The 26,552-nt window shown below is 73.4% G+C and carries 23 protein-coding genes; 14 read left to right on the top strand and 9 right to left on the bottom strand.

The window, feature by feature from the left end; translation table 11 throughout:
- The first annotated feature begins 91 nt into the window (after nt 1-91).
- Nucleotides 92-1,114, top strand: coding sequence for a hypothetical protein (locus tag AB0G50_RS00855; RefSeq protein WP_360100508.1), 1,023 nt, complete (start codon nt 92-94; stop codon nt 1,112-1,114).
- Here the strand turns inward: AB0G50_RS00855 and AB0G50_RS00850 are convergent.
- Nucleotides 1,074-1,559, bottom strand: coding sequence for a hypothetical protein (locus AB0G50_RS00850; RefSeq protein WP_360100505.1), 486 nt, complete (start codon nt 1,557-1,559; stop codon nt 1,074-1,076). The two genes, AB0G50_RS00855 and AB0G50_RS00850, sit on opposite strands and share 41 nt — an antisense overlap.
- A 3-nt stretch (nt 1,560-1,562) precedes the next feature.
- Nucleotides 1,563-2,225, bottom strand: a complete 663-nt coding sequence (locus AB0G50_RS00845; protein WP_360100502.1) for a hypothetical protein — start codon at nt 2,223-2,225, stop codon at nt 1,563-1,565.
- A gap of 72 nt (nt 2,226-2,297) precedes the next feature.
- On the opposite strand from AB0G50_RS00845, the gene AB0G50_RS00840 reads away from it, so the two are divergent.
- Nucleotides 2,298-3,410, top strand: a complete 1,113-nt coding sequence (locus AB0G50_RS00840) for a DUF2786 domain-containing protein (RefSeq protein ID WP_360100499.1) — start codon at nt 2,298-2,300, stop codon at nt 3,408-3,410.
- Here AB0G50_RS00840 and AB0G50_RS00835 read toward each other — a convergent pair.
- On the bottom strand, nt 3,407-4,639 hold the full coding sequence (locus AB0G50_RS00835; protein WP_360100496.1) for a hypothetical protein: 1,233 nt from the start codon (nt 4,637-4,639) through the stop codon (nt 3,407-3,409). The two genes, AB0G50_RS00840 and AB0G50_RS00835, sit on opposite strands and share 4 nt — an antisense overlap.
- Nucleotides 4,609-9,405: a hypothetical protein gene (locus AB0G50_RS00830; RefSeq protein ID WP_360100493.1), complete on the bottom strand. Its 4,797-nt coding sequence runs from the start codon at nt 9,403-9,405 to the stop codon at nt 4,609-4,611. Before AB0G50_RS00830 ends, AB0G50_RS00835 begins: the two co-directional genes overlap by 31 nt.
- 219 nt (nt 9,406-9,624) lie before the next feature.
- Between AB0G50_RS00830 and AB0G50_RS00825 the strand changes: the two genes are divergently transcribed.
- The 5 genes from AB0G50_RS00825 to AB0G50_RS00805 all read left to right on the top strand — a co-directional run bounded on the left by AB0G50_RS00825 (nt 9,625) and on the right by AB0G50_RS00805 (nt 13,171).
- Complete coding sequence (locus AB0G50_RS00825) at nt 9,625-10,344, top strand: hypothetical protein (protein WP_360100490.1); 720 nt, start codon at nt 9,625-9,627, stop codon at nt 10,342-10,344.
- A gap of 4 nt (nt 10,345-10,348) precedes the next feature.
- Nucleotides 10,349-10,774 carry a very short patch repair endonuclease gene (locus AB0G50_RS00820; RefSeq protein WP_360100487.1) on the top strand — a complete coding sequence of 142 codons (426 nt, stop codon included), beginning with the start codon at nt 10,349-10,351 and terminating at the stop codon, nt 10,772-10,774.
- A 385-nt stretch (nt 10,775-11,159) separates the two neighbouring features.
- Entirely contained in the window at nt 11,160-12,248 is a 1,089-nt protein-coding gene (locus AB0G50_RS00815) for a DNA cytosine methyltransferase (RefSeq protein WP_360101255.1), read from the top strand.
- A 55-nt stretch (nt 12,249-12,303) separates the two neighbouring features.
- Entirely contained in the window at nt 12,304-12,840 is a 537-nt protein-coding gene (locus AB0G50_RS00810; protein WP_360100484.1) for a hypothetical protein, read from the top strand.
- Between the two features lie 61 nt (nt 12,841-12,901).
- Nucleotides 12,902-13,171: a GlsB/YeaQ/YmgE family stress response membrane protein gene (locus AB0G50_RS00805; RefSeq protein ID WP_360100481.1), complete on the top strand. Its 270-nt coding sequence runs from the start codon at nt 12,902-12,904 to the stop codon at nt 13,169-13,171.
- A gap of 999 nt (nt 13,172-14,170) precedes the next feature.
- Here AB0G50_RS00805 and AB0G50_RS00800 read toward each other — a convergent pair.
- Nucleotides 14,171-14,347: a hypothetical protein gene (locus AB0G50_RS00800; RefSeq protein WP_360100478.1), complete on the bottom strand. Its 177-nt coding sequence runs from the start codon at nt 14,345-14,347 to the stop codon at nt 14,171-14,173.
- A gap of 97 nt (nt 14,348-14,444) precedes the next feature.
- Here AB0G50_RS00800 and AB0G50_RS00795 point away from each other — a divergent pair, with 97 nt between their 5' ends.
- Both AB0G50_RS00795 and AB0G50_RS00790 read left to right on the top strand, forming a co-directional pair.
- Nucleotides 14,445-17,183: a DEAD/DEAH box helicase gene (locus AB0G50_RS00795; RefSeq protein WP_360100475.1), complete on the top strand. Its 2,739-nt coding sequence runs from the start codon at nt 14,445-14,447 to the stop codon at nt 17,181-17,183.
- Nucleotides 17,176-17,979, top strand: a complete 804-nt coding sequence (locus AB0G50_RS00790; protein ID WP_360100472.1) for an SWIM zinc finger family protein — start codon at nt 17,176-17,178, stop codon at nt 17,977-17,979. The genes AB0G50_RS00795 and AB0G50_RS00790 overlap by 8 nt, the downstream gene beginning before the upstream one ends.
- Nucleotides 17,980-17,984: 5 nt before the next feature.
- On the opposite strand, the gene AB0G50_RS00785 is transcribed toward AB0G50_RS00790, so the two are convergent.
- Nucleotides 17,985-18,269: a ubiquitin-like small modifier protein 1 gene (locus AB0G50_RS00785; protein WP_360100469.1), complete on the bottom strand. Its 285-nt coding sequence runs from the start codon at nt 18,267-18,269 to the stop codon at nt 17,985-17,987.
- Between the two features lie 2 nt (nt 18,270-18,271).
- Nucleotides 18,272-19,336, bottom strand: a complete 1,065-nt coding sequence (locus tag AB0G50_RS00780) for an exo-alpha-sialidase (RefSeq protein ID WP_360100466.1) — start codon at nt 19,334-19,336, stop codon at nt 18,272-18,274.
- A gap of 498 nt (nt 19,337-19,834) precedes the next feature.
- On the opposite strand from AB0G50_RS00780, the gene AB0G50_RS00775 reads away from it, so the two are divergent.
- On the top strand, nt 19,835-20,233 hold the full coding sequence (locus tag AB0G50_RS00775) for a nuclear transport factor 2 family protein (protein ID WP_360100463.1): 399 nt from the start codon (nt 19,835-19,837) through the stop codon (nt 20,231-20,233).
- A gap of 99 nt (nt 20,234-20,332) precedes the next feature.
- On the opposite strand, the gene AB0G50_RS00770 is transcribed toward AB0G50_RS00775, so the two are convergent.
- Complete coding sequence (locus AB0G50_RS00770; RefSeq protein WP_053717138.1) at nt 20,333-20,539, bottom strand: cold-shock protein; 207 nt, start codon at nt 20,537-20,539, stop codon at nt 20,333-20,335.
- Between the two features lie 244 nt (nt 20,540-20,783).
- Here AB0G50_RS00770 and AB0G50_RS00765 point away from each other — a divergent pair, with 244 nt between their 5' ends.
- The 3 genes from AB0G50_RS00765 to AB0G50_RS00755 all read left to right on the top strand — a co-directional run bounded on the left by AB0G50_RS00765 (nt 20,784) and on the right by AB0G50_RS00755 (nt 22,394).
- Nucleotides 20,784-21,125 carry a hypothetical protein gene (locus AB0G50_RS00765; protein ID WP_360100459.1) on the top strand — a complete coding sequence of 114 codons (342 nt, stop codon included), beginning with the start codon at nt 20,784-20,786 and terminating at the stop codon, nt 21,123-21,125.
- 26 nt (nt 21,126-21,151) lie between these two features.
- A complete protein-coding gene (locus AB0G50_RS00760) occupies nt 21,152-21,874 on the top strand; it encodes a hypothetical protein (RefSeq protein ID WP_360100456.1) in 723 nt (240 codons plus the stop codon).
- Between the two features lie 67 nt (nt 21,875-21,941).
- Entirely contained in the window at nt 21,942-22,394 is a 453-nt protein-coding gene (locus AB0G50_RS00755; protein WP_360100453.1) for a helix-turn-helix domain-containing protein, read from the top strand.
- On the opposite strand, the gene AB0G50_RS00750 is transcribed toward AB0G50_RS00755, so the two are convergent.
- Complete coding sequence (locus tag AB0G50_RS00750; RefSeq protein ID WP_360100450.1) at nt 22,387-23,484, bottom strand: substrate-binding domain-containing protein; 1,098 nt, start codon at nt 23,482-23,484, stop codon at nt 22,387-22,389. The genes AB0G50_RS00755 and AB0G50_RS00750 overlap by 8 nt on opposite strands.
- A 336-nt stretch (nt 23,485-23,820) precedes the next feature.
- On the opposite strand from AB0G50_RS00750, the gene AB0G50_RS00745 reads away from it, so the two are divergent.
- Entirely contained in the window at nt 23,821-25,533 is a 1,713-nt protein-coding gene (locus AB0G50_RS00745; RefSeq protein WP_360101252.1) for a S8 family serine peptidase, read from the top strand.
- Nucleotides 25,534-26,552: the final 1,019 nt, after the last annotated feature.

Raw genomic sequence — 26,552 nt, 5'->3', positions numbered from 1 at the left:
CGAGCGCACGTGACCCCGCGGCACGCTTCGACCTGCGGGAACGGCGGCGCGGGTTACCATCGCGGGCGTCGGTCGTACCCCGGAGGTGGCGATGTCCGGCGCCTTGTTGACGCAGTGCGTGCCGCGGGACGCCGAGGTCGCGGCCGACGGTGCGCGGGGGCTCGTGATCACCGGGCCGACCGCCGTCGAGCGGGCCGTGGCGCTGCGCGAGAGCGGGTGCGCGGTGCCGTTGCGGTGTGATGCCGGGCGGTACGCGGGTACTCGGCGGGCGGTGGCGACCAGTGACTTCAGTTCCTCGTGGTTGGCCTGCCAGCGCGCGGCCGGGTTGCCCGTGCTGACCGACTCCGGGTACGTCGGGATGCGGGACCTCAAGGGGTTGCGGTCGGTGTTGCGGCGGGCGATGCGGCTCGGTGACGTGGTCGCGGTGCTCCCGCTGCACGTCGACTGGCTGCGGCGGGCGACCGACCTCGACGTGCTGCTGGCCGAGGTGACCGGCGCGGGGGTGCCGGTGGCGGTCGTGCTGGAGCACGCCAAGGACCCGCTCGGGTCGCGGGACGTGGTGCGCGGGCTGTGCGCGTTGATCGACACCGGGGTGCCGGTGCGGCTGCTGCGGTCGGACGTGTCCGCGCTCGGGGCGCTGTGCCACGGCGCGGTGGAGGCGGCCGTCGGCACGTCGACGGCGCTGCGCCACCTCTACCCCGTGCCGACGCGGCCCGGTGGTGGCAGGCGGGCGTCGACGGCGGTGTTCGTGCCCCGGTTCCTCGGCTACCTCAGCGTCGACAAGGTCGCCACGGCGGTGCAGCGGACGCCCGAACTCGAGCACCTGTGGACGTGCGAGTGCTCGGCGTGCGGCGGTCGGACCGTCGACCATTTCGCGACCGTGCGGGACGAACGGGAACGCGGACGGCTGGCGTTCCGGCATTCCCGGGAACTGCTCGGGCTGCTGCACGACGAGTTCTCCGCGCTCGACCGGGCGGACCGGGAAAAGGCGTGGCACGAGCAATGCCTGTCCGCCGGTTTCCTGCACCTGGAAGTGCGCGAGCGACTGCCGGAATGGTCGCCGCCGCCATTTCTCAACGCGTGGACGAGGCAGCGGGCGCCAGTCCGAGGGTGAGCAGCCGTTCGTAGACCACTTCCTCCACCCAGCGGTCCAGCGTGCGCCTTCGCGCACCGTCGACCCGACCGGGCCGCGGTGTGACGAGAACCTCACCGCCGACCACGACGCCGACACCCGCGTAGGCGCACTCCAGCAGGCACTCCTCGGGCGCGTCCGCCAGCACGACCGCCGTCGCGCAGAACCCGCCCAGTCGCACCGCCTCCGTGCGCGCCCGCCGCCACGACCGGTTCGCGCACAGCGCGCCCACCAGCCGCACCACCTCGGGCTCGCGCCGCGCCTCGGGCCACTCCCAGGTCGCCAGCACGTCCCGGTCGAGCACCGGACCCGACCGGCGGGCGTGCGCACGCGCGTCGACCCGGGCCACGACGTCGGCCGTCACGCCGAACAACCGCACCCCGGGCACCAGCACACCGGCCCAGCCCAACGCCTCCACGCGGGTCATTGTTCACCCGAACGCGAGCGCGATCCGCCTGGCCGCGAGCAACCTGGTCCGCCGCACGTCCGGGTCCGCCGCCGGCTCGCCCCGCCGGTCCAGCCGGTCGTAGGACTTCGCGAGCAGCCAGTGCGCCGCCTCCGCGCCGATCGGCTCGAACGGACCCTGCTCGGCCAGCCGGGCCCGGGCGAGGGCGACGTCCCTGGTCACGAACGCCTTGCGCACCGTGCCGCCGGCGAGTTCGTCGATCAGGAACACCATCGCGTGCTCGGCGGAGGAGAACGCGTACCCGCACAGCAGCGCGAGGTAGCCCGCGTCCACCGAGCGGTCGCAGATCCACGCGCCGCCGACAGCGAGGGGGACGTCCACGGGGGTGTGCGCGGCCGCCCACTCGCGCGGCCGACCGGTGAGCACGGCCGCCATCGCGCCCAGCAGCGCCCGGTTGCGCCTGCTCGGCAACGACGCCGCGTGCGCCACGAGCCCGGCCCAGAACTCCTCGTCGGCGACGGTGTCCGCGACCGCGCCGCTCAGCGTCAGCTCGACCTCCAGCGGGTCGGTCAGCTGCGGCAGCGACCGGCACCGCTCGACCACCGCGCGCTGCTCCGACGTCAGCGGCGTCCCCTGTGGACGGTGCACCACCACGATCGGCCGCCGCCTGGGCGTCTTCCGGGTCACCGCGCGAGGCTGACACGGCCCGGCGTCGACGGCGGTCAACGACATGGCACCCGAACGGGGACAATCTCCACCGTGGACACCCTGCGCGACGCCATCCGGAAAGCCGCGAACACCAAACGCGCCAGGCTCCCCCGGGTCGGCGGGCTGCCGGCGTCCGACGTGGACGACGCGGTGCGGGACGTGCTGGGCGAGGCGCTGCGCGACCTGTGGGAGCACGGCTGGCTGCCCTACGACGTGCACGAGGTCGTGCGCCGGACCGAGGACGAGCGCGCGCTGTCGTTCGCGGTGGACGCCATCGCCCGGGACGTGGCCGAGCACGACGTGCTGCACCCGTTGTGGCGCTCGCAGCTGGCCGAGATCGACGCGCGGGTCTGGTGGGACCCGGCACGCCCGCACCTCGACCAGTGGGCGGAGCGGCACATCGAGGTGCGCGACGACGCGGTCGGCGTGGTGGTGGCGGTGTTGCGGGCGCTGGCCGGGTTGCCGTCGCTGCCGGTGCTCGTGCCGCTGCCCGGCACGCCGATGGCCGACGTGGACCACCACAACGTCGACCCGCGCGTGCTCAAGCGGGTGCGCGGGCTGCTCGCGAAGGCCGAGTCGACCGCGTTCCCCGAGGAGGCCGAGGCGCTGTCGGCCAAGGCGCAGGAGCTGGTGAACCGGCACGCGCTGGAACGGGTGCCGACCGAGTCGCCCACGACCACCTCGCGCCGGCTGTGGCTCGAGAAGCGCTACTTCGACGGCAAGGCGCACGTGGTGCACGTGGTCGCGGAGGCCAACCGGTCGCGGGCCGTGGTGTACGACATCGGTTTCGTGGCGCTGGTCGGCGAGGAGCTCGACCTGGAGATCGTGGCGCTGCTGTCGACGTCGCTGCTGGTCCAGGCCACCCGGGCGATGGTCGCGGCGGGTGACGGCGCGCCCAGGGGCGACGAGTCGCGCACCCTGGCCTACCGCAAGTCGTTCCTGCTCTCCTACGCCCACCGGGTCGGCGAACGCCTCAAGAAGGCCGCCGAACCGCCCGCCGACGACCGGTTGCTGCCCGCGCTCGCGGCGCGCAAGGCCGAGGTCGACAGCCTGTTCACCACGATGTTCACCCGCACCAGGCCGAAGTCGACGCCGGTGCGCAGCGAGGCGGGCTGGGACGCGGGCCGGGCCGCCGCCGAGCGGGCGAACCTGGACGTGCCCTAGCCGAGCAGCTTCTCGATCCCGTCCAGGTCGTCGTCGGTCACCGGGCGCAGGTGGGCCAGCGCGTTGCGGGCGTCGCGCAGCCGCGACAGCAGGCGGCGCTCGTGTTGCGGGATCCGCACGCCCAGGTGCGCCACCGCCCAGCACATCGGCCCCAGTTCCAGCGGCGCGTCGGGATCCCGGGCCACCTCGGCGAGCACCGCGGTCGACGCCCGGGACCGGAACACCACCTCGATCGCGGCGCGCGCGTCGTCCAGCACGGGGGTCAGCGCCCGGTGCTGCGCGCGCCACACCAGCGACCGCACCACCTCGGCCCGCCGTCCGGGCGGCACCGCGCGCGGGCTCACCCGGACCTGGCCCTCCCAGAGGTCGGCCAGTCCGCGCGACCACGGCTCCCGCAGCGCGGCGGGCGGGTGGCCGGTGTGCCCGCCGCCGACCGGCACGACCGACGGCGACACCACGTCGAGCAACCCCTCCAACGCCTCGACCCGGCCGTCCCAGGACCGGGCGAGCGACGCGGCGAGGTCGAGGTCCGGGCCGGCCAGCTCCACCACGACCTCGCGGGCCACCGCGCCGCGCAGCCCCGGCCTGCCGGTGCCCACCACGACCGCCGTGTCCAGCCGTCCCGTCACACCCCACCACCAGTGCGTCCGACCGGTCAACGGGTCCAGCGCGCCGGCGCGCACGTCACCGGTGCGCGCGGCCACCAGCACGCGCGGCGCCCGGGCGGCGGACATCCGGGACAGGAACGCGCCGACGGCCGCCGGGTCGTCCTCCTCCCAGCCGCACACCACGACGACGCGACGGCGTGCCTCCGGGCTCGCCGCCACCGCGTCGACCGGGTCGTCGTAGGGGCCGCCGACCAGCATGCCCGCCACCCGGTCGGCCAGCCGCACCACCGGCACGTGCACGGGTTCCGGCGCGGGCGACCACGCCACCTCCTCGAACGCGGGGTGGCCGACGGCCCACGACGGCAGCGCCCGGCCGTCGACCGTCGGCACGGCGGGCGGTCGCTCGACCTCGACCACCGACGGCGGCACGACCCGCACGCTGTCCGGCCGCGCGGCCAGGTCGGCCAGCAGCTCCTCGGCCACGCCCGAGGCGACCAGCGCGTCGGGCACCAGCCACAGGCAGCTGAACCCGGCGTCGAGGTCCGCGGTGATCCGGTCCAGGTGCGCGCGGGGACCGGGGAGCGCCGGGATCACCCGGACGCGCGGATCGCCCGCAGGCACCGGTGCACGACCCGGTCCAGCGACACCACCGCCGACCCGGAGTCGGAGTCCAGCACGCCGAGCAGGTCCAGCTCGTCGAGCAGCCGGTTGGTCGTCTCCTGGTCGAGGTCGAGGACCGACGCGACGTCGCCCGCGTTCACCCGCTCGCCCGGCTCGACGTACTCGTGCCAGCTGCCGAGCCTGGCCCGCAGCGCGTCGTCCACGCCCATCTCGGCGAGCTGCCGGGTGGCGAACGCCGCGGCGGCGCACCGCTCCGTCAGCTGCCGCAGCGCCTGCTCCCGGGACGCGCCGCGCTGGGTGCGCGCGATGACGTCCTCCACCAGCTCCGGCCAGCCGCCGGTGACGTCGATCAGCCGGGCCCGCTCCTTCGGCACGTCGAACGGGCACTCGGGCCAGCTGCGGATCGTGTCGACGGTCCACCGGGCCAACCGCTCCACGTCCACCTCGGCCGCGTCCGCGAGCGCGGGCGCCGTCGCCGCGGGTGCCACCACGACCACCGCCAGCTCGTGCACCTTCGCCTGCGCGACGAGCTTGCGGACCAGCTCCAGCGCGTCCTCCACGGGCGTGCCGGCCACGTCGGTCAGCAGCACGCGCGGTTCGCGCAGCTTGGAGATCCGGGTCAGCTCCTCGACCACGTCCGACGGCGGCACGGTGCGGACCGCGCTGCCGCGCGCCTCGGCGTAGTCCCGCACGGCCTGGGGCACCCGGTCGAGACCGAGCGCGCGGGTGCCGGTGACGACCGCGACGTGGTGCGCCCTGGTGAGTTCGGCGAGCTGGCCGTCGGTGAGCGGACTGCGCAGCTGCGCGCCGCCGTGCTCGTCCAGCAGCCGGCGCGCCGACCGCGGGTTGTACTCGTAGGCCAGGTCGAAATCCATGTCGGCCAGCTCGCGCCGCAGCGACGACCGGGTGCCGAGCATGGTGACCACGTTGGGGCTGCGGATCGCGTAGCCGCGTCCGCCGGACAGCTTGACCAGCAGGCCGAGGCCGACCATCTCGTCCAGGTACGAGGTGACCTGGGCCAGGGACAGGCCGTCGAACCCGGCGGGCCACGCCTCCCGCGCCTCCTGGAGGAGCCCCTCGGCCGGGTAGGAGGCGCCGAACGCGTCCTCCAGGCTGTGCAACGCGATCACCAGGGTGAGCACCCGGTAGCGGTCCTCCAGGTTGATCGTGATGCGCAGGCGTTCGGCGATCCGGTTGCGCACCTTGTCGCCGGCCGCGATCCCGTCCACGTCGGCCTCGGTGACCACGGTCGGCGGACCCTGCACCGGCACGCCGCGCCGTTGCAGCACGCGGACCAGCTCCTCGCCGAAGATCTGCACCAGGCTCGCCTGGTAGTTCGTCGCCGCGAGCAGCCGCCACACCAGCTCGGGGCGTTCGAACTGGTAGCCCAGCGCGGCCATCGGCTCGATCACCAGCCGGCGCGCGTCGCGCGGGTCGAGCGGTCCGACCGGGATGCCCGGACCGCCGTGCGTCAGCGGCACGTTCGGCAGCTCGGAGAACCGCTGCACCTGGTGCAGTCCGGCGAAGACGACCTTGAACCGGCGGTCGGTCGACTCGATCAGCTCCTTGAGCCGCGACACGTTGGGGAAGTACTCGACGCCGCCGGACTGCGCGGTGGCCCGGGAGTCGGCGGTGAGGAACGCGTCGGCCTCGTCGGCCAGCAGCAGCACCCGTCGCGCCGGGTTCTGCGCGAGCCACGCGCGCACCTGGTCCGCCACGACCTTGGGGCTCGGGTTGTGGTCGGACACCTTCGACCCGAGCACGCCGCGCTCCTTGAGCTCGGCGGCCAGTTCGCGCCAGATCCGCACGGCGGGCTCGGACTCGCCGATGCCCCGGCCCTTGAGGTCGAGGTAGACGGCGTGCCGGGTGCCGCCGTTGTCGAAGTTCGCCTGCGCGCGGTGCAGCAGCGCGGACTTGCCGAGCTGGCGACCGCCGTAGACGAACAGCCCGCCGGCCGGGTCGGTGACCTCGCGCAGCTCCTCCTCCCGGCCGACGAACACCTCCGGCGGCACGAGTCCCGCGACGAACGGGCGGTAGGGGTTGAACGCGGCCCACGGCAGGGTGATCCGCTGGGTGGCGCGCCACGAGCCGGGCGCGGTCGCGGCCACCCAGCCGACCACCGCCGGGTCCACCACGAGCACGCGGGCCGGGCCGCGACCGGACTGGGTGGACAGCCCGCGCCGGGTCGCGAGGTCCAGCGGGTGCAGGCACAGCACCACGGTGGCGCGGTCGCCCGGGTCCACGCCCTCCAGCACCGAGCGCCCGCGCCGTTCGTCGGTGACGACGACGATGTCGTACTCCAGCGCGGCCGAGCCGAGTTCCGCCACGTAGGCGCCGTCGGTGGGGTGCGCGCGGGCCTTGAGCACCCGGACCTTCTGCCGGTTGCCCCGTTCGCCGATCTGGTCGCACACCAGGCCGAGCAGCCGCAGCACCGACTTCACCCGGGTGGGCAGCCGGTCGCCCGCCAGGTTGCGCGGCGCGGACAGCGAGTCCCACTCGGCGAGCTGGGCCTCGGCGGCGGTGAGCAGACCGTTGTCGCCCGCCGCGAGCCTGGCCCACGAGGTCGCCGACGCCCGTGCGCCGAACAGGCCCTCCTCGTGGCCCTTGTCCAGCAGGGCCACGAAGTCCTGGAGGTCGCCCGCCGCGTCCGGCTCGTGCTCGGGCAGCCGGTCGCCGGCCCGGACGAACGCGACGAACTCGGTCGCGGTGACCGTGTCGCCCGCGTCGAGCAGCGCGGTGATCCGGTGCCGCTCGACGTCGGACAGCTCGAGCCCGTCGAGTTCGACGCGCAACTCCCCGGTGCGCCGCCGTTCCCGCTCGCGCAGCTCGTCGGTCAGCCGGGCCAGTTCGGCGGCGACCACGTGGAACGCGCCGTCGCGCACCGTCGCCAGGCCCTGGAGTCGGCCGCTGATCAGGGTTTCGTCGGTTTCCAGCAGGTTCTGGGTTCGCACCCGGGCGAGCAGGTCGGTGGCGTCCCGGTAGGCGACCGCGTGCCGGCGGGTCCACACCTCGGTCTGCCTGGCCAGGTCCTCGCGCAGCCGGGACGTCTCGGGCAGTCGTGCGACCAGCTCGGCGGCGGAGGCGAGGTCGCCGCGCGCGAAGTAGGCCTCGGCCGCCTCGACCGGGTCGGGCGACCCGACCAGTCCGGCCAGCTCGACCAGCGTGCGGCGGTCGTCGGGGTCCGGCCGCCCGTCGGCGGTGCGCGGCAGGTCGGGCAGCACGAGCAGCACGTCGCGGCGCGGTTCGCCGACGCGGTTGGGCGGTTCGGACCCGGGCACCCCCGCCGGGTCCTCGAGCCACGACCGGAACAGGCCGATCGCGGCGCCGCCGACGCCCTCGGGCACCGGTGCGCCGGCCACCGCCGCGAGCGCCTTGGACAGCGTGCCGGCGGCCTCGCGGTCCTTGTCCGCGACCAGCTTGCCGTCGACGGCCAGCGCCTCCGCCACCACGTCGACGACCTCGTCGAGGTTGCGCAGCAGCATGCGCCGCGCCTCGGCGACGATGGGCTGGAGCTTGGGCGTGTGGGTGGCCGCGTCGGCGTTCTCGATCAACGCGTCCCGGTCCCGGATCGCGGCGAGCGCGGCGGCCAGCGCCGGTCCGTCGGCCGCGCCGGTCGACCACTTCACGACCACCTGGAGCGCCTGGCACACCGGCTGCTCGTCGCGCATGAACCAGCGCAGCAGGTTGCTGGCCCGCTGGTAGAGGGTGCGGCGCTTGGGCAGGTCGAGCGCGAGCTTGTCGGCGCGCCTGCCGATCTCGAGCCGGGCCGCGTCCGCGTCCACGTCGGCGACCTGCGCGCCGCGCACCGGGTCGACCCGCACGCCGCGCCTGGTCGCGGCCACCGCGGCGGCGAGCAGCGCGGACCACTCGGCGGGCAGGCTGACCGCGCCGACGAGCTGGTTGAGCGGCTGCGGACCCCAGCCCGCGACCAGGGCGGCGCGGAGCAGGGCGACGGCGGCGACCACCGCGGCCTCGTGGTCGTCGGCGAGGCGGCCGGCGGTGGGGCCGAGCGAGGTCAGCAGGGCGGTGGCGTCGGCGCCGGTGTGCGTGTCGAACGCGGCGGCGGCGTGGCGCAGCACGTCGGCGCGGCGGTCGGGTTCGAAGGACGTCGTGGTCAGCCAGTAGGCCTCGGCGAGCCGGGCGCGCCGGACCAGCGTGGCGACCAGCGGTGGATCACCGATCTCCCAGGGGAAGGCGAGGTGGTCCGGCGTGCCGGCGCCGACGGGTTCCGGCTCCGGTCCGGGCTCGGGAACCGGTGACGGCTCGCGTTCCGGCTCGGGGGCCGGTGGCGGCTCCGGTCGCGGTTCCGGTTGTGGGGCGGGCACTTCGGCCGGATCCGGTGGTTCCGGTGGCTCCGCGCCCAGTTCCCCGAGTCGGGCGACGGCGGCCGCGCGGGCGGCGCGCACGTGGTCCAGCACCTCTCCGGTCGCCGATTCCAGCAGTTCCGCGAATACCGCCACGTTGGCGCGCAATCGTGTGATCTCGGATTCGCGGTCGGCGGTCCGACGTCGTTCGGCCGCGCTCTCCCGGTGCTCGTCGGCGATTTTCCGCACTTCCGCGAGTCGGGTCGCCCCGCTGCCGTCGCCGCCGACCGCGGCGAGCAGCGCCCGGTGCCTCGCCAGGTAGTCGCCGAGCTGCTCGCCCAGTTCTTGATCGGGGCTTTCACCTGCGTCGACGCGGTGGGCGGCGCGCCGGAGCGCGGCCGCCAAACCCGGCCCGGAACCCAGCAGTTCGGCGCAGTCGGCAGCGACGGCATCCCAGTCCACGGCGTCCTCCGAAAAGTCGGCAGGTGCGCAGGAGAACACCGATCGAGACGCCGAGGAACCCGTTTCACCCACGCGGCGCAAACGTTTCCGCCGGTTGACCTGTTCGAAGGGAATCCGATATCGACCGGGCCGCAATTCTGCCGTCGGGAACGGGGCCGGCGGTGCTACCGCGATCCGCGTCGCCCGGAACTGTCGGTGGTCGTCCGTACGCTGCGCGCCATGACCTCCGTGACCGCGCTCGACGTGCGCAGGCTGTTCAACGTGACCCAGGAGACCCGTTTCCGCTTCAACGGGTGGTTCCGCACCCGGGACGAAGTGGTGGCGCGGGTGATGGAGCACGTGTGCCGGGTGGTGTTCGCCCTGCCGGCGGCCGAGATCGAGGCCGCCGCGCGCAGCGCGCCCGGTCCCGGTCCGGTGCCCGAGGTGCGGGAGATCGCGCAGTGGCGGCCGCGGTTCCCGTTCACCGTGGTCGCGCACCACGTGGTCGAGGCGCTGGGCCGATTACCGGACTGGCCGGAGTTCCGGGCGTTCTGCGAGGCGGACGACGTCGCGCGGGCGATGCTGTGGGCACCCGCGCTGGAGGTGGTGAACTCGGCGGCGGCGGATCCGCGGGCGGCGCGGGCGGCGTTGCGGGCCCGGGTGATCGCCGACTACCTCGGGTTCCTGCGCGACCTGCACGTGCTCGCGGTGCTGCGCGGGCACGGGGTGGAGGTGCTGACGCACCCGTTGGCGGACGTCGTGTTCCAGGTCGACGCCTGGGTGGAGCGGTTGGTGCTCAACCCGCGCGGCGGTCCGCAGCGGTCGGAGGCGCTGCTGGTGCACGCGATGCCGCCGTACTTCTTCTTCGACCTGGCCGTGGGCGCGCCGTTCGACCGCGTGCCGCTCGACCGGGCCGCACGAGGCCTGAGGGAGGTGCTGTACCCCGGTGCGGGATCATGACCGGGTGTCGGAGTTGGAGACGACGGACGCCGTCCGCGCCCGGATGAGCAGGCAGAAGTCCCGTGACACGGCGATCGAGGTGGCGCTGCGCCGCGAACTGCACCGGCTGGGGTTGCGCTACCGCGTCCACCGGCGGCCGGTGCGCGCGGTGCGCCGCGAGGCGGACGTGGTGTTCGGCCCGGCCAAGGTGGCGGTGTTCGTGGACGGCTGCTTCTGGCACGGCTGCCCGGAGCACGGCACCTGGCCCAAGCGCAACGGCGAGTTCTGGCGCACGAAGATCGAGACCAACGTGGCCCGTGACGCGAACACCGACCAGGTGCTCGCCGACGCCGGGTGGCTCGCGGTCCGCGTGTGGGAGCACGAGGACGCGACGACGGCGGCAACGCGGGTCCACGCCGCAGTGGTCGAACGCCGCACCCGCCCGAGCTGACCCGTTCGTCGGCCCGCCGACCGGACCACTCCCCCGCGTCCGCGCCGATCTCGCGGCCCGCGACCGCGCAATCGTGCCCGACGACCCAGAATCGTTGTGGGCGAAGGAAAACCGCTCGCCGACACGACCGAAGTCGCGGTGCGGTGATCGGGAACTCCGCGCCGGCGGCGGGCCACCCCGGCGCAGAACCCTTGGCACACGCCCGAAGTAGCCGCGCTCGCCAGCACGCGGCCGGTGCCACGACGACCTCGGTGGCCGCGTCGTGGCCCGCTCCGGTCGCGCGGGCCGCATCCCCGCGCTCCCCGGCGCGAGCCCGGCCGCGACCGCCGCGGACCGGCCGACACGGCGCCGATCACCGGCCGGCTAGCATGGCGACGTGCTGGCCATGATCGACCTCTTCGCCGGGTGCGGCGGCATGACGTCGGGTTTCGCCGACGCCGGCGGCTACCGGTCGGTCCTGGCGGTGGAGTGGGACCTCCAGGCGGCGGCGACGTACGCGGCGAACTTCGGCGAGGAGCACACGTCCTGGTCGGACATCGCGTCCGTGCCGGACTCGGCGATACCGCCCGCGGACCTGATCGTGGGCGGGCCGCCGTGCCAGGGCTTCTCCAACCTGGGGTCGCGGGACGTCACCGACCCGCGCAACTCGCTGTGGCGGGAGTACCTGCGGTTCGTGCGCAAGGCCCGGCCGGCGGTGTTCGTGATCGAGAACGTGGACCGGTTCCTGTCCTCGACCGAGTTCCTGTTGCTGCAACGGGAAACCAGCGGCTACGAGCTGACCGCCGGCATCCTGCACGCGGCGGATTTCGGGGTGCCGCAACGACGTCGGCGGGCGATCGTGATCGGCTCGCGGATCGGGCCGGTGCCGCTGCCCGCGCCGACGCACCCGCGCGAGCGCCGGCACCCGGTGCGCTCGGTGCTGGCGGGATTGCCGGAAGTGCCCGGCACCACGGAGTTCCCGCGTTCGGAGGTCGAGTTCTTCGGCACCCGGGTGCCCGGCGTGTTCACCGCGCCGGACCTGCACGTCGGGCGCAACCCGACGCCGCTGTCGGTGCGGCGCTACCGCCACGTCCCGCCCGGCGGCGGCCGGTTCGACGTGCCCGACGAGCTGCTTCCCCGGTGCTGGCGGGAGAAGAAGACCGGGACGACGGACGTGATGGGCCGGATGCGGTGGGACGAGCCGTCGCTGACCATCCGGACCGAGTTCTTCAAGCCGGAGAAGGGCCGGTACCTGCACCCGCAGTGGGAGCCGGGCGAGGACGGGCACCGGGTCGACCGCCCGATCACGCACCTGGAGGCCGCGCGCCTCCAGTCGTTCCCGGACTCGTTCCGGTGGTGCGGCACGAAGATCGGCGTCGCCAGGCAGATCGGCAACGCGGTGCCGCCGGTGCTGGCCCGTGCGATCGCCGAGCACCTGGGGCCGTACCTGACCGGTGCCGCGCCGACCGCCCCGACCTGCGCGTTGTGTGCCTGATCGGGTGACCCGCCACCCCCGAAAACTGTCGTACCCCACCCGTACCGTCCTCACCATGACGACAACCACGTACGAGAACACGATCCACGTCGGCACCACGACCTACCGCGTGCTGGCGACCGCCGACCCCGACCTGGTGGTGGAGCTGGAGGGCCGCGACCGGCAGGGCGAGCGCGTCGCCGAGGGCAGCCTCCGACTCCCGTCCAAAGGCGGCGGAGCGGTGGGCCGGTTCCTGGCCCAACTCCTGGAATCCCTGTCCGGCCTGGGTTCCCCGCCGACACGCGTCCGCGCGCCCCGTGCCGCCAACGCGAACCAGCCGTGGACGGCCACCCTGGACACGGACCTGCGCGCCGCCTGGCTGTCCGCCGAGCCGCTCACCGAGGCCGCACCCCTGATCAAGTCCCTCGCGGCCGCCCTGGAGCGCTCCCCCACCGCGATCCGCGCCCGGCTGGCGAGAGTCGGCTGCGACCCGGACGTCCCGTCCCGCGCCCTGTCACCCCAGGCGGCCGAGGTGCTGAACCTGCCGCCCGCCGTCCTCGCACCCCCGACCGTTCAGGGTCGGGTTCAGGGAGGTCCTCAGGGAGAAGCCTGATCCCCCGGTCCCTCCGCGCGCCGAGACTGGTCTCACCACACCGGCGAGGAAAGGACTCCACGTGGAGATCACCGGCATCATCTCGGCCATCTTCATCGGCCTGGTCATCGGCGGCCTCGGTCGCCTGGTCGTGCCGGGCAAGCAGCACATCTCCCTCCTCCTGACCATGCTGGTGGGCATCGGCGCGGCCCTCCTCGGCACCTTCGCCGCCTCGGTCATCGGTGTGTCCGACACCAGCGGCATCGACTGGATCGAGCTGGCCCTCCAGGTGGGCTTGGCCGGCGTGGGCGTGACAGTCCTGGCCAACTCCAAGTCCCGCACCCACCACTGACCCGCGCGCTCGGCGGGGCCGTCCCGAACAGGGCCGTCCCCGCCGAGCACACACCCGAACCAAGACCTTCCGCCACGCCGGCGAAGTCGGCGCTCGACGCCACGGTCGGCACCCGAGGCCGACAGCGGCGGCCGACACCCGCGCCCGGCGCCCAGGTCGGCGAGGTCACTGCCCGCGACCGGTGGCGGGGTCAGCACCCGCGCTCGACGCCCAGGTCGGCGAGGCCGGTGCTGGCGATCGGTGGCGGGTCAGCGCTCGCGCCCGGCGCCCGCAGTCAGGGCCTGCGGTTGGTGGCGGGTCGGTGACAAGGTCAGGTGCCCGCGATCGGTGTCCGGGCACAGAAGCGGCAGTCAGCGTCCGGGTCGGCGCCTGGCATCGCTGACAGCGGCCAGTGCCCGCAGTCGGTGCACGAGGCCGACGTCTGGGATCGAAGGCGTCCGCCGGTGCCCCCAGTCAGCGCGTGGGTCGGTGTCTGCGGCTGGTGGCAGGGTCGGTGCCCGCGGTCGGCGCGAGAGGGTCGATGACGGCCGCCGGTGCCCGAGGTCAGTGCGTGAGGTCAGTGCGCGAGGTCGGCGCCTGCGGTGGGTGGTCGGGTCGGTGCCGCGAAAACCGTGCGAGGGGTCAGTAGCACCGGCTGGTGCCCGGGGTCAGCGACCGCGGCTGGTGGCGGCGGTCGGTGGCGGTGGTGCGGCCGTGGTGTCGACGTGCGCCTACAGTCGGGCTCGTGTTGGTGTTGCACGCGCTCGGACTCGTCGGTGGGCGGGTGGTGGTGTGGGGTGAGGACGCACGGCTGCCTGCCCGGGTCGACGGACGGCCGGGGCGAGGCGCCATGGGCCATCCCTTCGCCGTGCCACCGGCCGAGTTGGCGCAGGCGGTCGGGGCCACCATCGACAGCGATACCGCCGGAGTCGGCGCCGCCAGAAGTGACACAGCCGCGAGCGACACCTCCCGAGGTGACACCGCCGGCAGCGACACCGCCAAAGGCGACACCGCTGGAGGTCACGCGGCCGAAAGCAGCACCGCCGAGGACGGCACCTCCAGCGGCGATACCACCAAAAGCGACACCGCCGAACCCCACACCGCCGAATCCCACACCACCGGATCGGCCTCCGCCGGATCGGCCACTGCTCGAGAGGGCGTGGCCAGGAGTGGCACGGCCGAGAGCAGCACCGCCAAGGGCGACGCCGCTGGGAGCGACAACGCCGGAGGTGGCGTCGCCCTAGGCGAAACCACCGGAGGTGACGCCGCTGGTGGTGAGACGGCAAGGGTTCGGTTGCCGTCGTACGCGGCCGGGCCGGTGGCGTCGCCCGAGTTGGTGCGGGAGACGGCGGGCGGGCGGCGGGGTGCGGTGCGGTGGCGGGACTGGGTGGTGCCTGTCGTCGGGGTGTCCGAGGTGTGGGCGTCCGGGGTGCCGGAGGCCGGTGACGGGGTCCGGTTCGGGGCGTCGGTGAAGTTCCTGCGGGACGTGGTCGCGTTCGTTCACGACCTCGTCGGGCGCGGGCGGGTGTTGCCCGGGGTCGAGGGTGGCGTGGCGCGGTGGCGGGCCGTGTTGTCCGGTGTGGACCGGGCGCGGTTCGGGTGGTTGCGGGAGAGTGTGCCCGCCTCCTTCGGCGCGGCCGGTGGTGAGTTGCGGGACGTGCTGGACGGCCTGGTGGACGACGAGGTTCGGCGGCGCGTCCGGCGGCGGCCCGGAACGACGCAGTCCACTGTGGACAGTTGGTTGGCCGCGCTGCGCGGGGACCCGACCGTCCACGCGCCCGCCGACGACCTCGCCGAGCTGGGCGCCGCGGTGGCGCGGTGGCGGGCGTCCGGTGCGGTCGAACGCGGGGTGCGGACGTGCTTCCGGCTCGCCTCGCCGCTCCAGGGCGGTCCGGAGAAGGACGCGTGGCGGGTGGAGTTCCTGCTCCAGGCCGTGGACGAGCCGAGCGTGCTGGTGCCGGCGGCCCAGGTGTGGCGGCGCGGTGACGCGGTGTTCCGGCGGTGGGTGGCGCGCCCGCAGGACGTGCTGCTCGAAGACCTCGGCCGGGCCGCGCGGCTGTTCCCGCTGCTCGACCGGGCGCTGAACGGCAAGCGGCCGGTGGAGCTGGTGCTCGACGTCGAGGAGGCGCACGAGTTCCTGTCCAGGGCGCCGGTGCTGGCGCAGGCCGGGTTCGGGGTGCTGCTTCCCTCATGGTGGCGGCAACCCCGGCGGCTCGGGCTGACGCTCACCGCCACGCCCGGCCAGGCGGCGGGCGTGGTGGCCAAGGAGAGCGAACTGGGTCTGCGGGTCCTCCTCGACTACCGGTGGGACCTGGCGATCGGCGAGGAACGGCTCACCGAGGCCGAACTCACGTCGCTGGCCAAGGCCAAGGCGCCGCTGGTGCGGTTGCGCGGCCAGTGGGTGCACCTCGACCAGCGGCAGTTGACCGCGGGCCTGGCGTTCCTGCGCCGCGGCGGTGGCGGGCAGATGCCGGTCGCCCAACTGCTGCTGCACCACGACGACGACCTGCCGCTGCCCGTCAACGCGGTGCGCGGCGAGGGTTGGGTCGGCGACCTGCTCTCCGGCGAGGTCGAGCACCGGCTGGAGCCGGTCGAACCGCCGCCGACGCTCAAGGCGACGCTGCGCCCGTACCAGCTGCGCGGCCTGTCCTGGCTGGTGTTCCTCGACCGGCTGGGGTTGGGCGCGTGCCTCGCGGACGACATGGGTCTGGGCAAAACCGTGCAGTTGCTGGCGCTGGAGGCCTACACCCGGCACCACGCGAAGCGACCGCCGACGCTGCTGATCTGCCCGATGTCGGTGGTCGGCAACTGGCAGCGCGAAGCCGAGCGGTTCACCCCCGACCTCAAGGTGCACGTGCACCACGGCGCGGACCGCGTCGCGCGGGCGCTGTCCGGCGACCACGACCTGGTCGTCACCACCTACGCGGTGGCCACCAGGGACGCGCGGGCGCTCGCGGGCATCGCCTGGGAGCGGGTGGTGCTGGACGAGGCGCAGAACGTCAAGAACAGCGCGACCCGGCAGGCCCGCGCGGTGCGGTCGTTCCCGGCACGGCACCGGGTCGCGCTCACCGGCACGCCCGTGGAGAACCGGCTGGCCGAGCTGTGGTCGGTGGTGGACTTCACCAACCCCGGCGTGCTCGGCACGATCAACACCTTCCGCGCCCGGTTCGGCGTGCCGATCGAACGGCACCGGGACACCGAGGCGGCGGTCCGGCTGCGCCGCAGCACGAGCCCGTTCGTGTTGCGGCGCCTCAAAACCGACCCCGCGGTGATCGCGGACCTGCCGGACAAGATCGAGGTGACGCAGGCCTGCACGCTCACCACCGAGCAGGCCACGCTCTACCAGGGCGTCCTCGACGACATGTTCGCCCGCATCGCCGAGGTGCAGGGCATCAAGCGCAAGGGCCTCGTGCTGGCCACGCTGTCCCGGCTCAAGCAGGTGTGCAACCACCCGGCGCAACTGCTCGGCGACGGCTCCCGGGTCACCGGCCGCTCCGGCAAGCTGAACCGGCTGGAGGAGATCCTGGACGAGGCGCTCGCGGACGGCGACAAGGTGCTGTGCTTCACCCAGTTCACCGCGTTCGGGTCGCTCGTGGTGCCGCACCTGGCCGCGCGGTTCGACACCGATGTGCTGTACCTGCACGGCGGCACCCCGAAGGCGGCGCGCGACGAGATGGTCCGCCGGTTCCAGTCCGACGACGGCCCGCCGATCTTCGTGCTGTCGCTCAAGGCGGGCGGCACGGGGCTGAACCTCACCGCCGCCAACCACGTCGTGCACCTGGACCGGTGGTGGAACCCGGCGGTGGAGGACCAGGCGACCGACCGCGCGTTCCGGATCGGCCAGCGCCGGCACGTGCAGGTGCGCAAGTTCGTGTGCGTCGGCACGGTGGAGGAGCGGATCGACCGGATGATCGAGGAGAAGCGGGACCTGGCGCGGCTCGCGGTCGGCGCGGGCGAGGACTGGCTGACCGAGCTGTCCACCACCGAGTTGCACGACCTGTTCGCGCTGGGCCCGGAGGCGATCGGTGACTGACCGGCACGACGGGGCCTCGCGGCCGGCCCGGGTCGAGGGCGGGTTGACGTTGCGCAGCAAGCACGGCGACGTGGCGCGCACGTGGTGGTCGCGGCGGTTCCTGGAGGTGCTCGAGACCTTCGGCATGGGCGCGCGGTTGCGGCGCGGCCGGGCGTACGCGCGCACCGGCCAGGTGATGAGCCTGTCGCTGTCGACCAGCCTGGTGGTGGCGCTGGTGACGGGCGCGCGGCCGAACCCGTACCGGGCACGGGTCGGCGTGCGGAAGTTCTCGGATGAGGACTGGGGTCGCATCGAGCACGCGCTGGCCGACCGCGCGGTGTTCGCGGCGAAGCTGCTGGCGGGCGACATGCCGCCGGAGATCGAGGACGTGTTCGCGGACCTGGGGTTGGCGCTGTTCCCGACGTCGACGCGCGAGTTGACCATGGACTGCACGTGCCCGGACTGGGAGGTGCCGTGCAAGCACCTCGCCGCGACCTGCTACCTGCTGGCCGAGTCCTTCGACACCGACCCGTTCGCGATCCTCGAGTGGCGCGGCCGCGGGCGGGAGGACCTGTTGGACCGGCTGCGCGAGCTGCGCGCCCCGATCCCGCCGGAGGAACCGCCGGCCGCCGAGCCGATCACCGAGCCCGAGCCGTTCGACACCTTCTGGACCCGACCGGCCGGCACCCCGGTGCCGGACGAACCCGTTGCGCGCCAACCGGACGCCGTGTTGGACGAGCTGACCCCGCTGGTCCTCGACGGCCGGTCGGTGACCGACCTCCTGCGCCCCCTGTACCGGGACCTCGGCCGCCCCTGACCCCCTTAGCCGCCGGCCACCGACGGGATGACCTCCACCGTCGCGCCCGCCGGCAGCGGGGTTTCGACGCCCGCGAGCCGACGGGTGTCCTCGCCGTCCAGGTAGATGTTCACGTAGCGGCGGACCCGGGACCGCTCGTCGCGCAGCCGGCGGGCCAGCAGCGGGTACCGGGTCGCCAGCAGGTCCAGGGCCGTGCCCAACGTCGCGTCCTCGGGCAGGGTCAGGGTCAGGGTGGCCTGGTCGGCGGCGGCCGGCCGCAGCACGGCGGGCAGCCGCACGGTGATCTCCACGGTCACACCTCCGCGGCCCGCACGCACAGGACGTCCGGCAGGTGCTCGGCCACCCGGTGCCAGTGGTCGCCCTCGTCGGTGCTGGCGTAGACCTCGCCCGAGCGGGAGCCGAAGTAGATGCCGGCCGGGGTGGCCGTGTCGGTGCACAGCGCGTCGCGCAGGACGGCGGTCCAGAAGCCGTCCGGCAACCCGGCGCGCAGCGCGGTCCACGTGTCGCCGGCGTCCGTCGAGCGGTACACCGCGCAGCGCCCGGCGGGCGGGAAGCGGTCGCCGTCGGCGGTGAGCGGGAAGTTGTAGACCACGTCCGGGTCATGCGGGTGCACGACCATCGCGAAGCCGAAGTCGGTCGGCAGCCCGGCCGCGATGGACTGCCAGGTGTCGCCGCCGTCCGACGACCGGTACACGCCGTGGTGGTTCTGGAGGTACAGCCGGTCCGGCGCGGCCGGGTGCCGGGCGACCTTGTGCACGCACTGGCCGAACTCGGGGTACTCGTCGGGCAGGAAGTACGCGCGGATCCCCGCGTTCCGCGCCTTCCACGACCCGCCGCCGTCGGCGGACCGGTAGACCCCGCCGGTCGACATCGCCACCGTCAACCGGCGCGCGTCCCGCGGGTCCGGCAGCACGGTGTGCACCGCCTGGCCGCCGAACCCGGCACCCCACTCGGGCCGGTGCGGGTGCTCCCACAGCCCTTCCACCAGCGCGAACGACCGGCCGCCGTCCCCGGAGCGGAACAGCGCCGACGGCTGCACGCCCGCGTACACCACGTCCGGCTCGGGACCCAGCGCGAGCTGCCACACCCGTTCCAGCGACGCGTCGACCGGGAAGGCGATGGGCGCGTGGTCCGGCTCCTGCCAGGACGCGCCCAGGTCGTCGCTGGTCACCACGGTCGGCCCGAAGTGCGACGAGGTGGTGCCGACCAGCAGTCGTGGCGCGCCGCGCCGGGTGTCGACGGCGACCGCGCACACCTCGGTCATCGGGTGGTGGGGGCCGGACAGCTCCCACACCCGGCGGTCCGGGCTGGTCGCGAGCCACAACCCCTTGCGCGTGCCGATCGCGAGCAGGTGCATGACGGTTCTCCTCCAGGCGGATGTGACTTGGAGCACGCTACGCCGGGGGTACGACAGTTTCGCGCCCGCCGACGGCCGACCTCCTCGCGTCCCCCGCCGAGGACGTGCCTCGGGGCGAGAGCGGCCGCCGGCACCGACCTACGGAAAGGTGATCCACACCCGGGCACACATCACCGGAACGGACGAGTGATTGCTCGACCAGGTGTTCGACGCGCCGGCGCGTGACTACTCCGAGTACGCGACCACCCTGCCCGCGAGGGCCTTCGCGATCGCCGACCAGCGGCGCCCGGCACTCGGCCGGGTCCGCGAGCCGGTGGTCCACCACGACCGGTTCCCGCACTTCCGGCGGCGGGTGCGGGCGTCGGCGGGCGATCGGGCGACGCGTCCGCGACGGGTCGGAAGGGCGTCAACCGGCTGCCGTCTTGACTGGTGGACGAGCCGGGGTGTTTGGTCGGACTTTCCCACGCTGCACACACCCGAGGCGAGGAGAGGGACGACGTGACCGCGTCCACGGCACTGCGTGCCCTGCGCGAGGCGATCGTGCTCGAACACCTGGAATCGGAGAACGAGCGGGAGTTCGACACCGCGCTCGGGGTGTTCGACCACCCGAGGTGCGAGATCGTGGCGACCGGCGAGGTGTTCGACGGCGCGGAGGAGGTCGCCGGCTATTACGCGCGACTCGGCGCGGAATTCCCGGACCGGCGCAGCCGGATCCTGGAACTGCACCACGCGGACTGCGCGGTGATCGTCGAGGTGGAACTGGAGGGCACCCGGCCGGGCGAGCAGTCCGGTCCGTTCCGGGTGCGGATGACCGCGTTCTTCGTGTTCGACGGCGCGCGGCTGGTCGGCAAGCGGGTGTACGGCGGGCGGCTCGGCCCGGAGCCCGCACTGGCCTGACCTGCGGGGACACCCCGGTCCGGCGACGAGATGAGCCCGCCACCCCCCGCGAGGAGGGTGGCGGGCTCGGCACCCGGGCTACTGGGACCCGGGTTCAAATCAGAGCGGTCGGACCGTCTGCGCCTGCGGGCCCTTCTGGCCCTGGCCGATCTCGAACTCCACCCGCTGGTTCTCTTCCAGGGTGCGGTAGCCGTTGCTCTGGATCTCCGAGTAGTGCACGAACACGTCGGCGCCACCGTTGTCCGGGGAGATGAAGCCGAAGCCCTTCTCCGCGTTGAACCACTTGACGGTGCCCTGAACTGCCATCTTGCTACTTCTCCTCTAACAGGTGCCGGATCGCGCTTGCGACCACCGGGTCAGCTAGGGCGACGGGTCTTCCTGGAGGGGAAGTACGACGCCCGCAACTCCGTTCCGCGAGCGTGGTGGAACACGAACACAGAAAGGTACGACCGGAGACAGTCAACCACGACAGGCGGCCGGCAGTCGAGCGGTCGGACGCGGTGAGTCTCACTGCTACCTTGGGGGGTGAAGCGATCACAGGGGGTCCCCGATGCCGGAACCGGTGCTGGTGTCCATCGCCGCCGCGCTGTCCTCACGCGCGGTCGCCGGGTTGTACGACCTGGTGAGGACCCGGTTCGCCGGTGACCAGGAGGCGACCGCGGCGCTCGCCGCCGTCGAGGGCGCCCGGCCGGACTCGCCGCAGGTCAGGGCGTTGGGCCAGGCGTTGGCCGACGCGGAGCGCGACGATCCCGGATTCGCTTCGGCTCTCCGTCACGAGTACCACCGGACGAGGGTCGACCAGCACGGTGAGGTGAACAACTCGGTGTCGGGGACCGTGCACGGCACCGTCGTGCAGGCTCGGGACATCCAGGGCGGCATCTCCTTCGGGTAACCGCCCGCACGGGTGAAGATGGACTGGTGCAGTCGCTCCACCTCCCCCAGTCCCGACTCCTGTTCTTCTTCGTCGGCCTCGTCGTCGCGTTCGTGCTGATCCGGATCAGCGTCCGGCTCATCCGCGCGGGCGTGCGGTGGTGGCCGGGCAACATCGCGGCCGGCGGCACCCACATCCACCACGTCGTGTTCGGCGCGGTGTTCCTGATGCTGGGCGGCGTGGTCGGCATCGCCACCCCCGACGAGCAGCACGTGCTGCGGGTTTCCGCAGCCGCGCTGCTCGGTGTCGGCACGGCGCTGGTGCTCGACGAGTTCGCGCTGATCCTGCACCTGCGCGACGTGTACTGGACCAAGGACGGCCGGTTGTCGGTCGACGCGGTGTTCCTCGCGATCGGCCTGACCGGGCTGCTGCTGCTCGGCGCCCGCCCGCTCGGCTTCGACGCCTTCTACGGCGAGGGCCTGGCGATCCGCGTCACGGTGCTGCTGGTCAACCTCGGCTTCGCGATCGTGGCGCTGCTCAAGGGCAAGGTGTGGACCGGCCTGCTCGGCCTGCTGGTGCCGGTGCTGCCGGAGATCGGCGCGCTGCGGCTGGCCAGACCGGGTTCGCCGTGGGCGCGCTGGCGGTACTCGGAGGACTCCCGCAAGCTGCGCCGGGCCTACCGCCGCGAGGCGCACATCCGGCAGCCGCTGATCCGGGTGAAGATCCGCGTGCAGGAGTTCATCTCCGGCCGGCACGACCTGGAGGGCTAGTCCTCGTCGCGCGGGGCGAGGTCGAGCCGCGACCGGTGGGTTCCTTCAGGGAACTACGATGGGCGGCATGCAGCGGACCAGTTTCGGCGACATGGCGTGCTCGATCGCCCGCACCCTCGACGTGATCGGCGAACCGTGGTCGCCGCTGATCCTGCGCGACGTCTACGTGGGCATCGCGCGGTTCGACCGGATCCAGGCCGACCTCGGCATCTCCCGCAAGGTGCTCGCCGAGCGGCTGCGGTGGCTGGTCGAGCAGGGCGTGCTGGAACGCCGCGAGTACTCCGCCTCGCCGCCGCGGCACGAGTACGCGCTGACCGCCAAGGGCGTCGAGCTGGTCGACCTGCTGCTGGTCATGGTGCGCTGGGGCGACCGGTGGACCGCGGGCGAGGCCGGCCCGCCGGTCCTGTACCGGCACCACGCGTGCGGTGAGATCAGCCACGTCGAGCTGCGCTGCGCGCACTGCGGCGAACCGATGGGCGCGACCGACCTCGACGTGCTGCCGGGTCCCGGCGCTAGTTGACGACGATGCCCAGCTCGGCGCACACCGAGGCGACCTCGCCCGCGCACAGCTCGGCGGGCTTCAGGTCGTTCTCGGTCACGAGCAGGCCGCGCACGTCCTCCTTGGCGATCAGGTCCGCGCCCAGCAGCACCGACTTCACGTCGCGGCGACCCACCAGGTCGCGGGTGTTGCCGGTGGCCAGGTCGTCCGCGCCGCTGGTGTCGCCCTTGGCCACCAGCACCGCCAACCGCGCGGCCGCCTCGGCCTCGTCGCGGATCGGCTTGTGCACGGTCATGCACTGGTCGCCGAGCAGGATCGCGCGCAACGCGCTCAGCGACGCGTTCTGCCCGGTCACCGGAACCCGGCCGGCGAGACCCTTGTCCTGCAACACCTCGATCACCGCGCCGGCGAGCGCGTCGTCGGCCGCGACGACACCGTCCACCCGGCCGCCGTTGTCCTCGAGGATCCGCTGGAACGCGGCCTTGCCGAGCACCGGGTCCCACTTGTCGACGGCCTGGCTCTGCACCAGCTTGAGCTTCCCGCTGTCGTAGAGCGGGCCGAGCTTGCGGCGCTGACCGTCGGCGAACAGGGTGGCGTTGTTGTCCGTCGGCGAGCCCTGGATCTCGATGATCTGCGCGGCGGGCTTGGTGCCCAGGCACTTCAGCAACCCCTCGGCCTGCAACTCGCCGATGTTGAGGTTGTCGAACGAGACGTAGTAGTCGGCGACGCCGCCGAGGCTGATCCGGTCGTAGTCGATGACCGGGATGCCCGCGGCCTTCGCCTTGCGCTCGACGGTCGCGCCGCTCTCCGGGGTCAGCGGCGTGATCATCAGGACCTTGACCTTGCGCGCGATCAGGTCGTCGGCGAGACTCGCGAACTTCTTCTCGTCGCCCTCGGCGTTCTCCACGACCGGGTTCATGCCCGCGAAGGTCAGCGCCTGGGTGAGCAGCGGGCGGTCCTGCTCCTCCCAGCGGCTCGCATCGCGGTCCGGGAGGATCACGCCGACGAGCGGCTTGTCGTTCGCGTTCGAGCCGTCGTCCGCGCCGCTGCCGCACGAGCTGACGAGCAGGACCAGCAGACCGCAGCACAACGCTCTGCGCAGGCTTCCCATTCGTCCACCCCTTGCACGACAAGCACAGTTGACTGTTGAAAAAACGTGAGACGGAATTCCATCCTTCTGGGGGTGGCTTCGTCAAGACGTAGTGGCCAAGCAGGCCAAAATGGTCCGGACCACGCCCCTCCCCCGCAACCTGTACTGATCGAAGTCGCAGGTACAAGCGTTACATAGGACCGAAATATCACCCTGAGCACGTGATCCGCTACCCGCCGGCTTCCATCGAAAGACGTCTGCCGGGCGATCATTTTCTGTGCCAGGGTGTCGCCCGACCCAACCGGTGATCGGGTGTGAGGAGACAGCGTGAGAACACGCGGAACCGCCGCTTCGGCACTGGCCCTGGCCGCCACCGCGGCCCTGGCAGTGGCGACCGCCCCACCCGCCGCGGCGCAGCCCGCCGTGAGCGCCCAGGCCACCACCGACTACACGGTGGTGGTGGAGACGGGCGCGAGCAGGGGCGCCGCCGTCGCGGCGGTGATCGCCGCCGGCGGCACGGTCGTGCACGAGAACGACGCGGTCGGCGTGCTGACCGTGAAGGCGCCGGCGACCGGTTTCGCGCAGCGGGTGTCCGCCTCGCCCGCGGTGCTCGGCGCCGCGGTCGTGACGCCGGTGGGCCGCACGCCCGGCGCCGGCCCGAGCAACCGCGACATGAAGGTGGTGGAGCGCGAGCACCCGTCGCTCGACGAGGCCGCGACGAAGGCGAAGCGGACGCCCGCCGCGCCGACCGCCGGGCTCGACCCGCTGGACGACGCGCTGTGGGGCCTGAAGCTGGTCCGCTCCGACCTGGCGCGCACCAAGCAGGCGGGCGACAAGCGGGTGTCGGTCGGCGTGCTGGACACCGGCGTCGACGGCACGCACCCCGACCTCGCGCCGAACTTCGACCGCGCGCGGTCGCGCAACTTCACCGTCGACCTGCCGCAGGACGAGACCGGCGCGACCGTCGACGGCCCGTGCGAGTTCCGCGGCTGCGTCGACCCGGCCGACCGGGACGACAACGGGCACGGCACGCACGTCGCGGGCACGATCGCGGCCGCCGCCAACGGTTTCGGCGTCTCCGGCGTCGCGCCGAACGTGACGGTCGTGAACATCCGGGGCGGCCAGGACTCCGGCTTCTTCTTCGTGCAGCCGGTCGTGGACGCGCTGACCTACGGCGCGGACATCGGCCTCGACGTGATCAACATGTCGTTCTACGTCGACCCGTGGTACCTCAACTGCACGTCGAACCCGGCCGACACCCCCGAGCAGCAGCTCGCGCAGCGCACCACGATCGCCGCCATCACCCGCGCGCTGGACTACGCCCACAACAAGGGCGTGACGCTGATCGCCGCCGGCGGCAACAACCACGAGGACCTCGGCAACCCGCGTTCCGACGCGACGAGCCCGAACTTCCCGGCCGGCAGCGCGCACCCGCGCCAGATCGACAACCTCACCTGCATCCACCTGCCGGGCGAGGCGAACCACGTGCTGTCGATCTCGTCGCTCGGCCCGTCGGGCAACAAGGCCGACTACTCCAACTACGGCACCGAGCAGACCGACCTGTCCGCACCCGGCGGCTACTTCCGGGACGGCTTCGGCACCGACTGGTACCGCACCAACGAGAACGAGATCCGCTCGACCTACCCGCGCAACGTCGCGCTGGCCGAGGGCGCGATCGACGCCGACGGCAACATCACCGCGGACGGTCTCGCGAAGGGCGTGGCCAAGGCGTGCCAGGGCACGACCTGCGGCTACTACCAGTACCTCCAGGGCACCTCGATGGCCGCGCCGCACGCGGTGGGCGTCGCCGCGCTGGTGGTCAGCCAGTACGGCCGCAACGACCGCGCGCACCCCGGCACGCTGACCCTGGACCCGGACCGGGTAGAGCGGATCCTGGTCAAGACCGCGGCCCAGCGCCCCTGCCCGACCCCGCGCACGGTGTCCTACGAGAACGTGGGCCGCAGCGCGGAGTTCACCGCGACCTGCGTCGGCGACCCGAAGTTCAACGGCTTCTACGGCCACGGAATCGTGGACGCCTACGCCGCCGTCACCCGCGGCGGCACCGTGTAGCCGCGTCGCGCTCTGGGCCGTCCGACCGCGCTCACGGCGAAGCCCCCGCACCCTGCCCGGGTTCGGGGGCTTTGCCGTGCTCTGGGTCGACGGCGGGGACGCCGTGTGGCCACACGCGTTCCACATGACCGCAGTCAGGACTTGCGCCAACGGCCGAGACGCGCCCGCGTGTGGCGACACGGCGGTCGCGGTGACCGCGGTCAGGCCCCTGGGGCACCGACCGACGTGCGCCAGCCGAACGCCGTGTGGCCACACAGCGTCCCTGGCGACTGCGGTCAGGCCCCTGACACCGACCGAGGTGCACCGACGCCCGACGTCCCGACCGCGCTCGCGGTGACCGCGGTCTGGGCCTCGGTCGGCGTGTCCCGCGCCGCGGGATGAGGTCGCGCCGCGTGCCGGGGGTCTCGACCGCAGTCGAGACCCCGGGGTGCCGGCCGAGGTGCTCCGGCGACCGCCGTGTGGCCACACGCGCTCCACACGACCGCGGCCAGATCCCCAGGCACAGAACCGAGTTCAGGAGTTCACCGGTCGCATCGCGTGTGGCGACACGCACTTCTCACGACCGCGATCACCACTCACAGCACGGGCCGAGATCGCCAGTCGTACGGCGGGCGTGTGGCCACACGCGCTCCAGGCGGCCACGAACCCTGGGCACCGGCCGCGGTACGCCGACGACCGCCGTGATGCCACACGGCGTCCGCAGCGATCGCGGTCAGGACCTCAACTCGGGCACCGACCGAGTGCGTCGACAGCCGTGTGGCCACACGCGCTCCAGACGACTGCGGTCAGCACCCCGAGCACCGACCGAGGTGCGCCAAACGCACGCCGTGTAGCCACACGCCGACCACGATGACCGCAGCCGGCACCTCGGGCCAACCCGAGGTGCCCAGCGGTCGTGTGGCCACACGCGCTCCACACGACCGCGGTCCGCACCCCGAGCACCGACCGAGATGCGCCAAACGCACGCCGTGTGGCCACACGGCGACCGCGAAGACCGCAGCCTGGCCCCCGGCCGAGGT

The organism is Actinosynnema sp. NPDC020468, assembly GCF_040642015.1.
Classification (GTDB): domain Bacteria; phylum Actinomycetota; class Actinomycetes; order Mycobacteriales; family Pseudonocardiaceae; genus Actinosynnema.
Note: the sequence above shows the minus strand (reverse complement) of the source record. Positions and strands in the feature narration are given on the sequence as shown.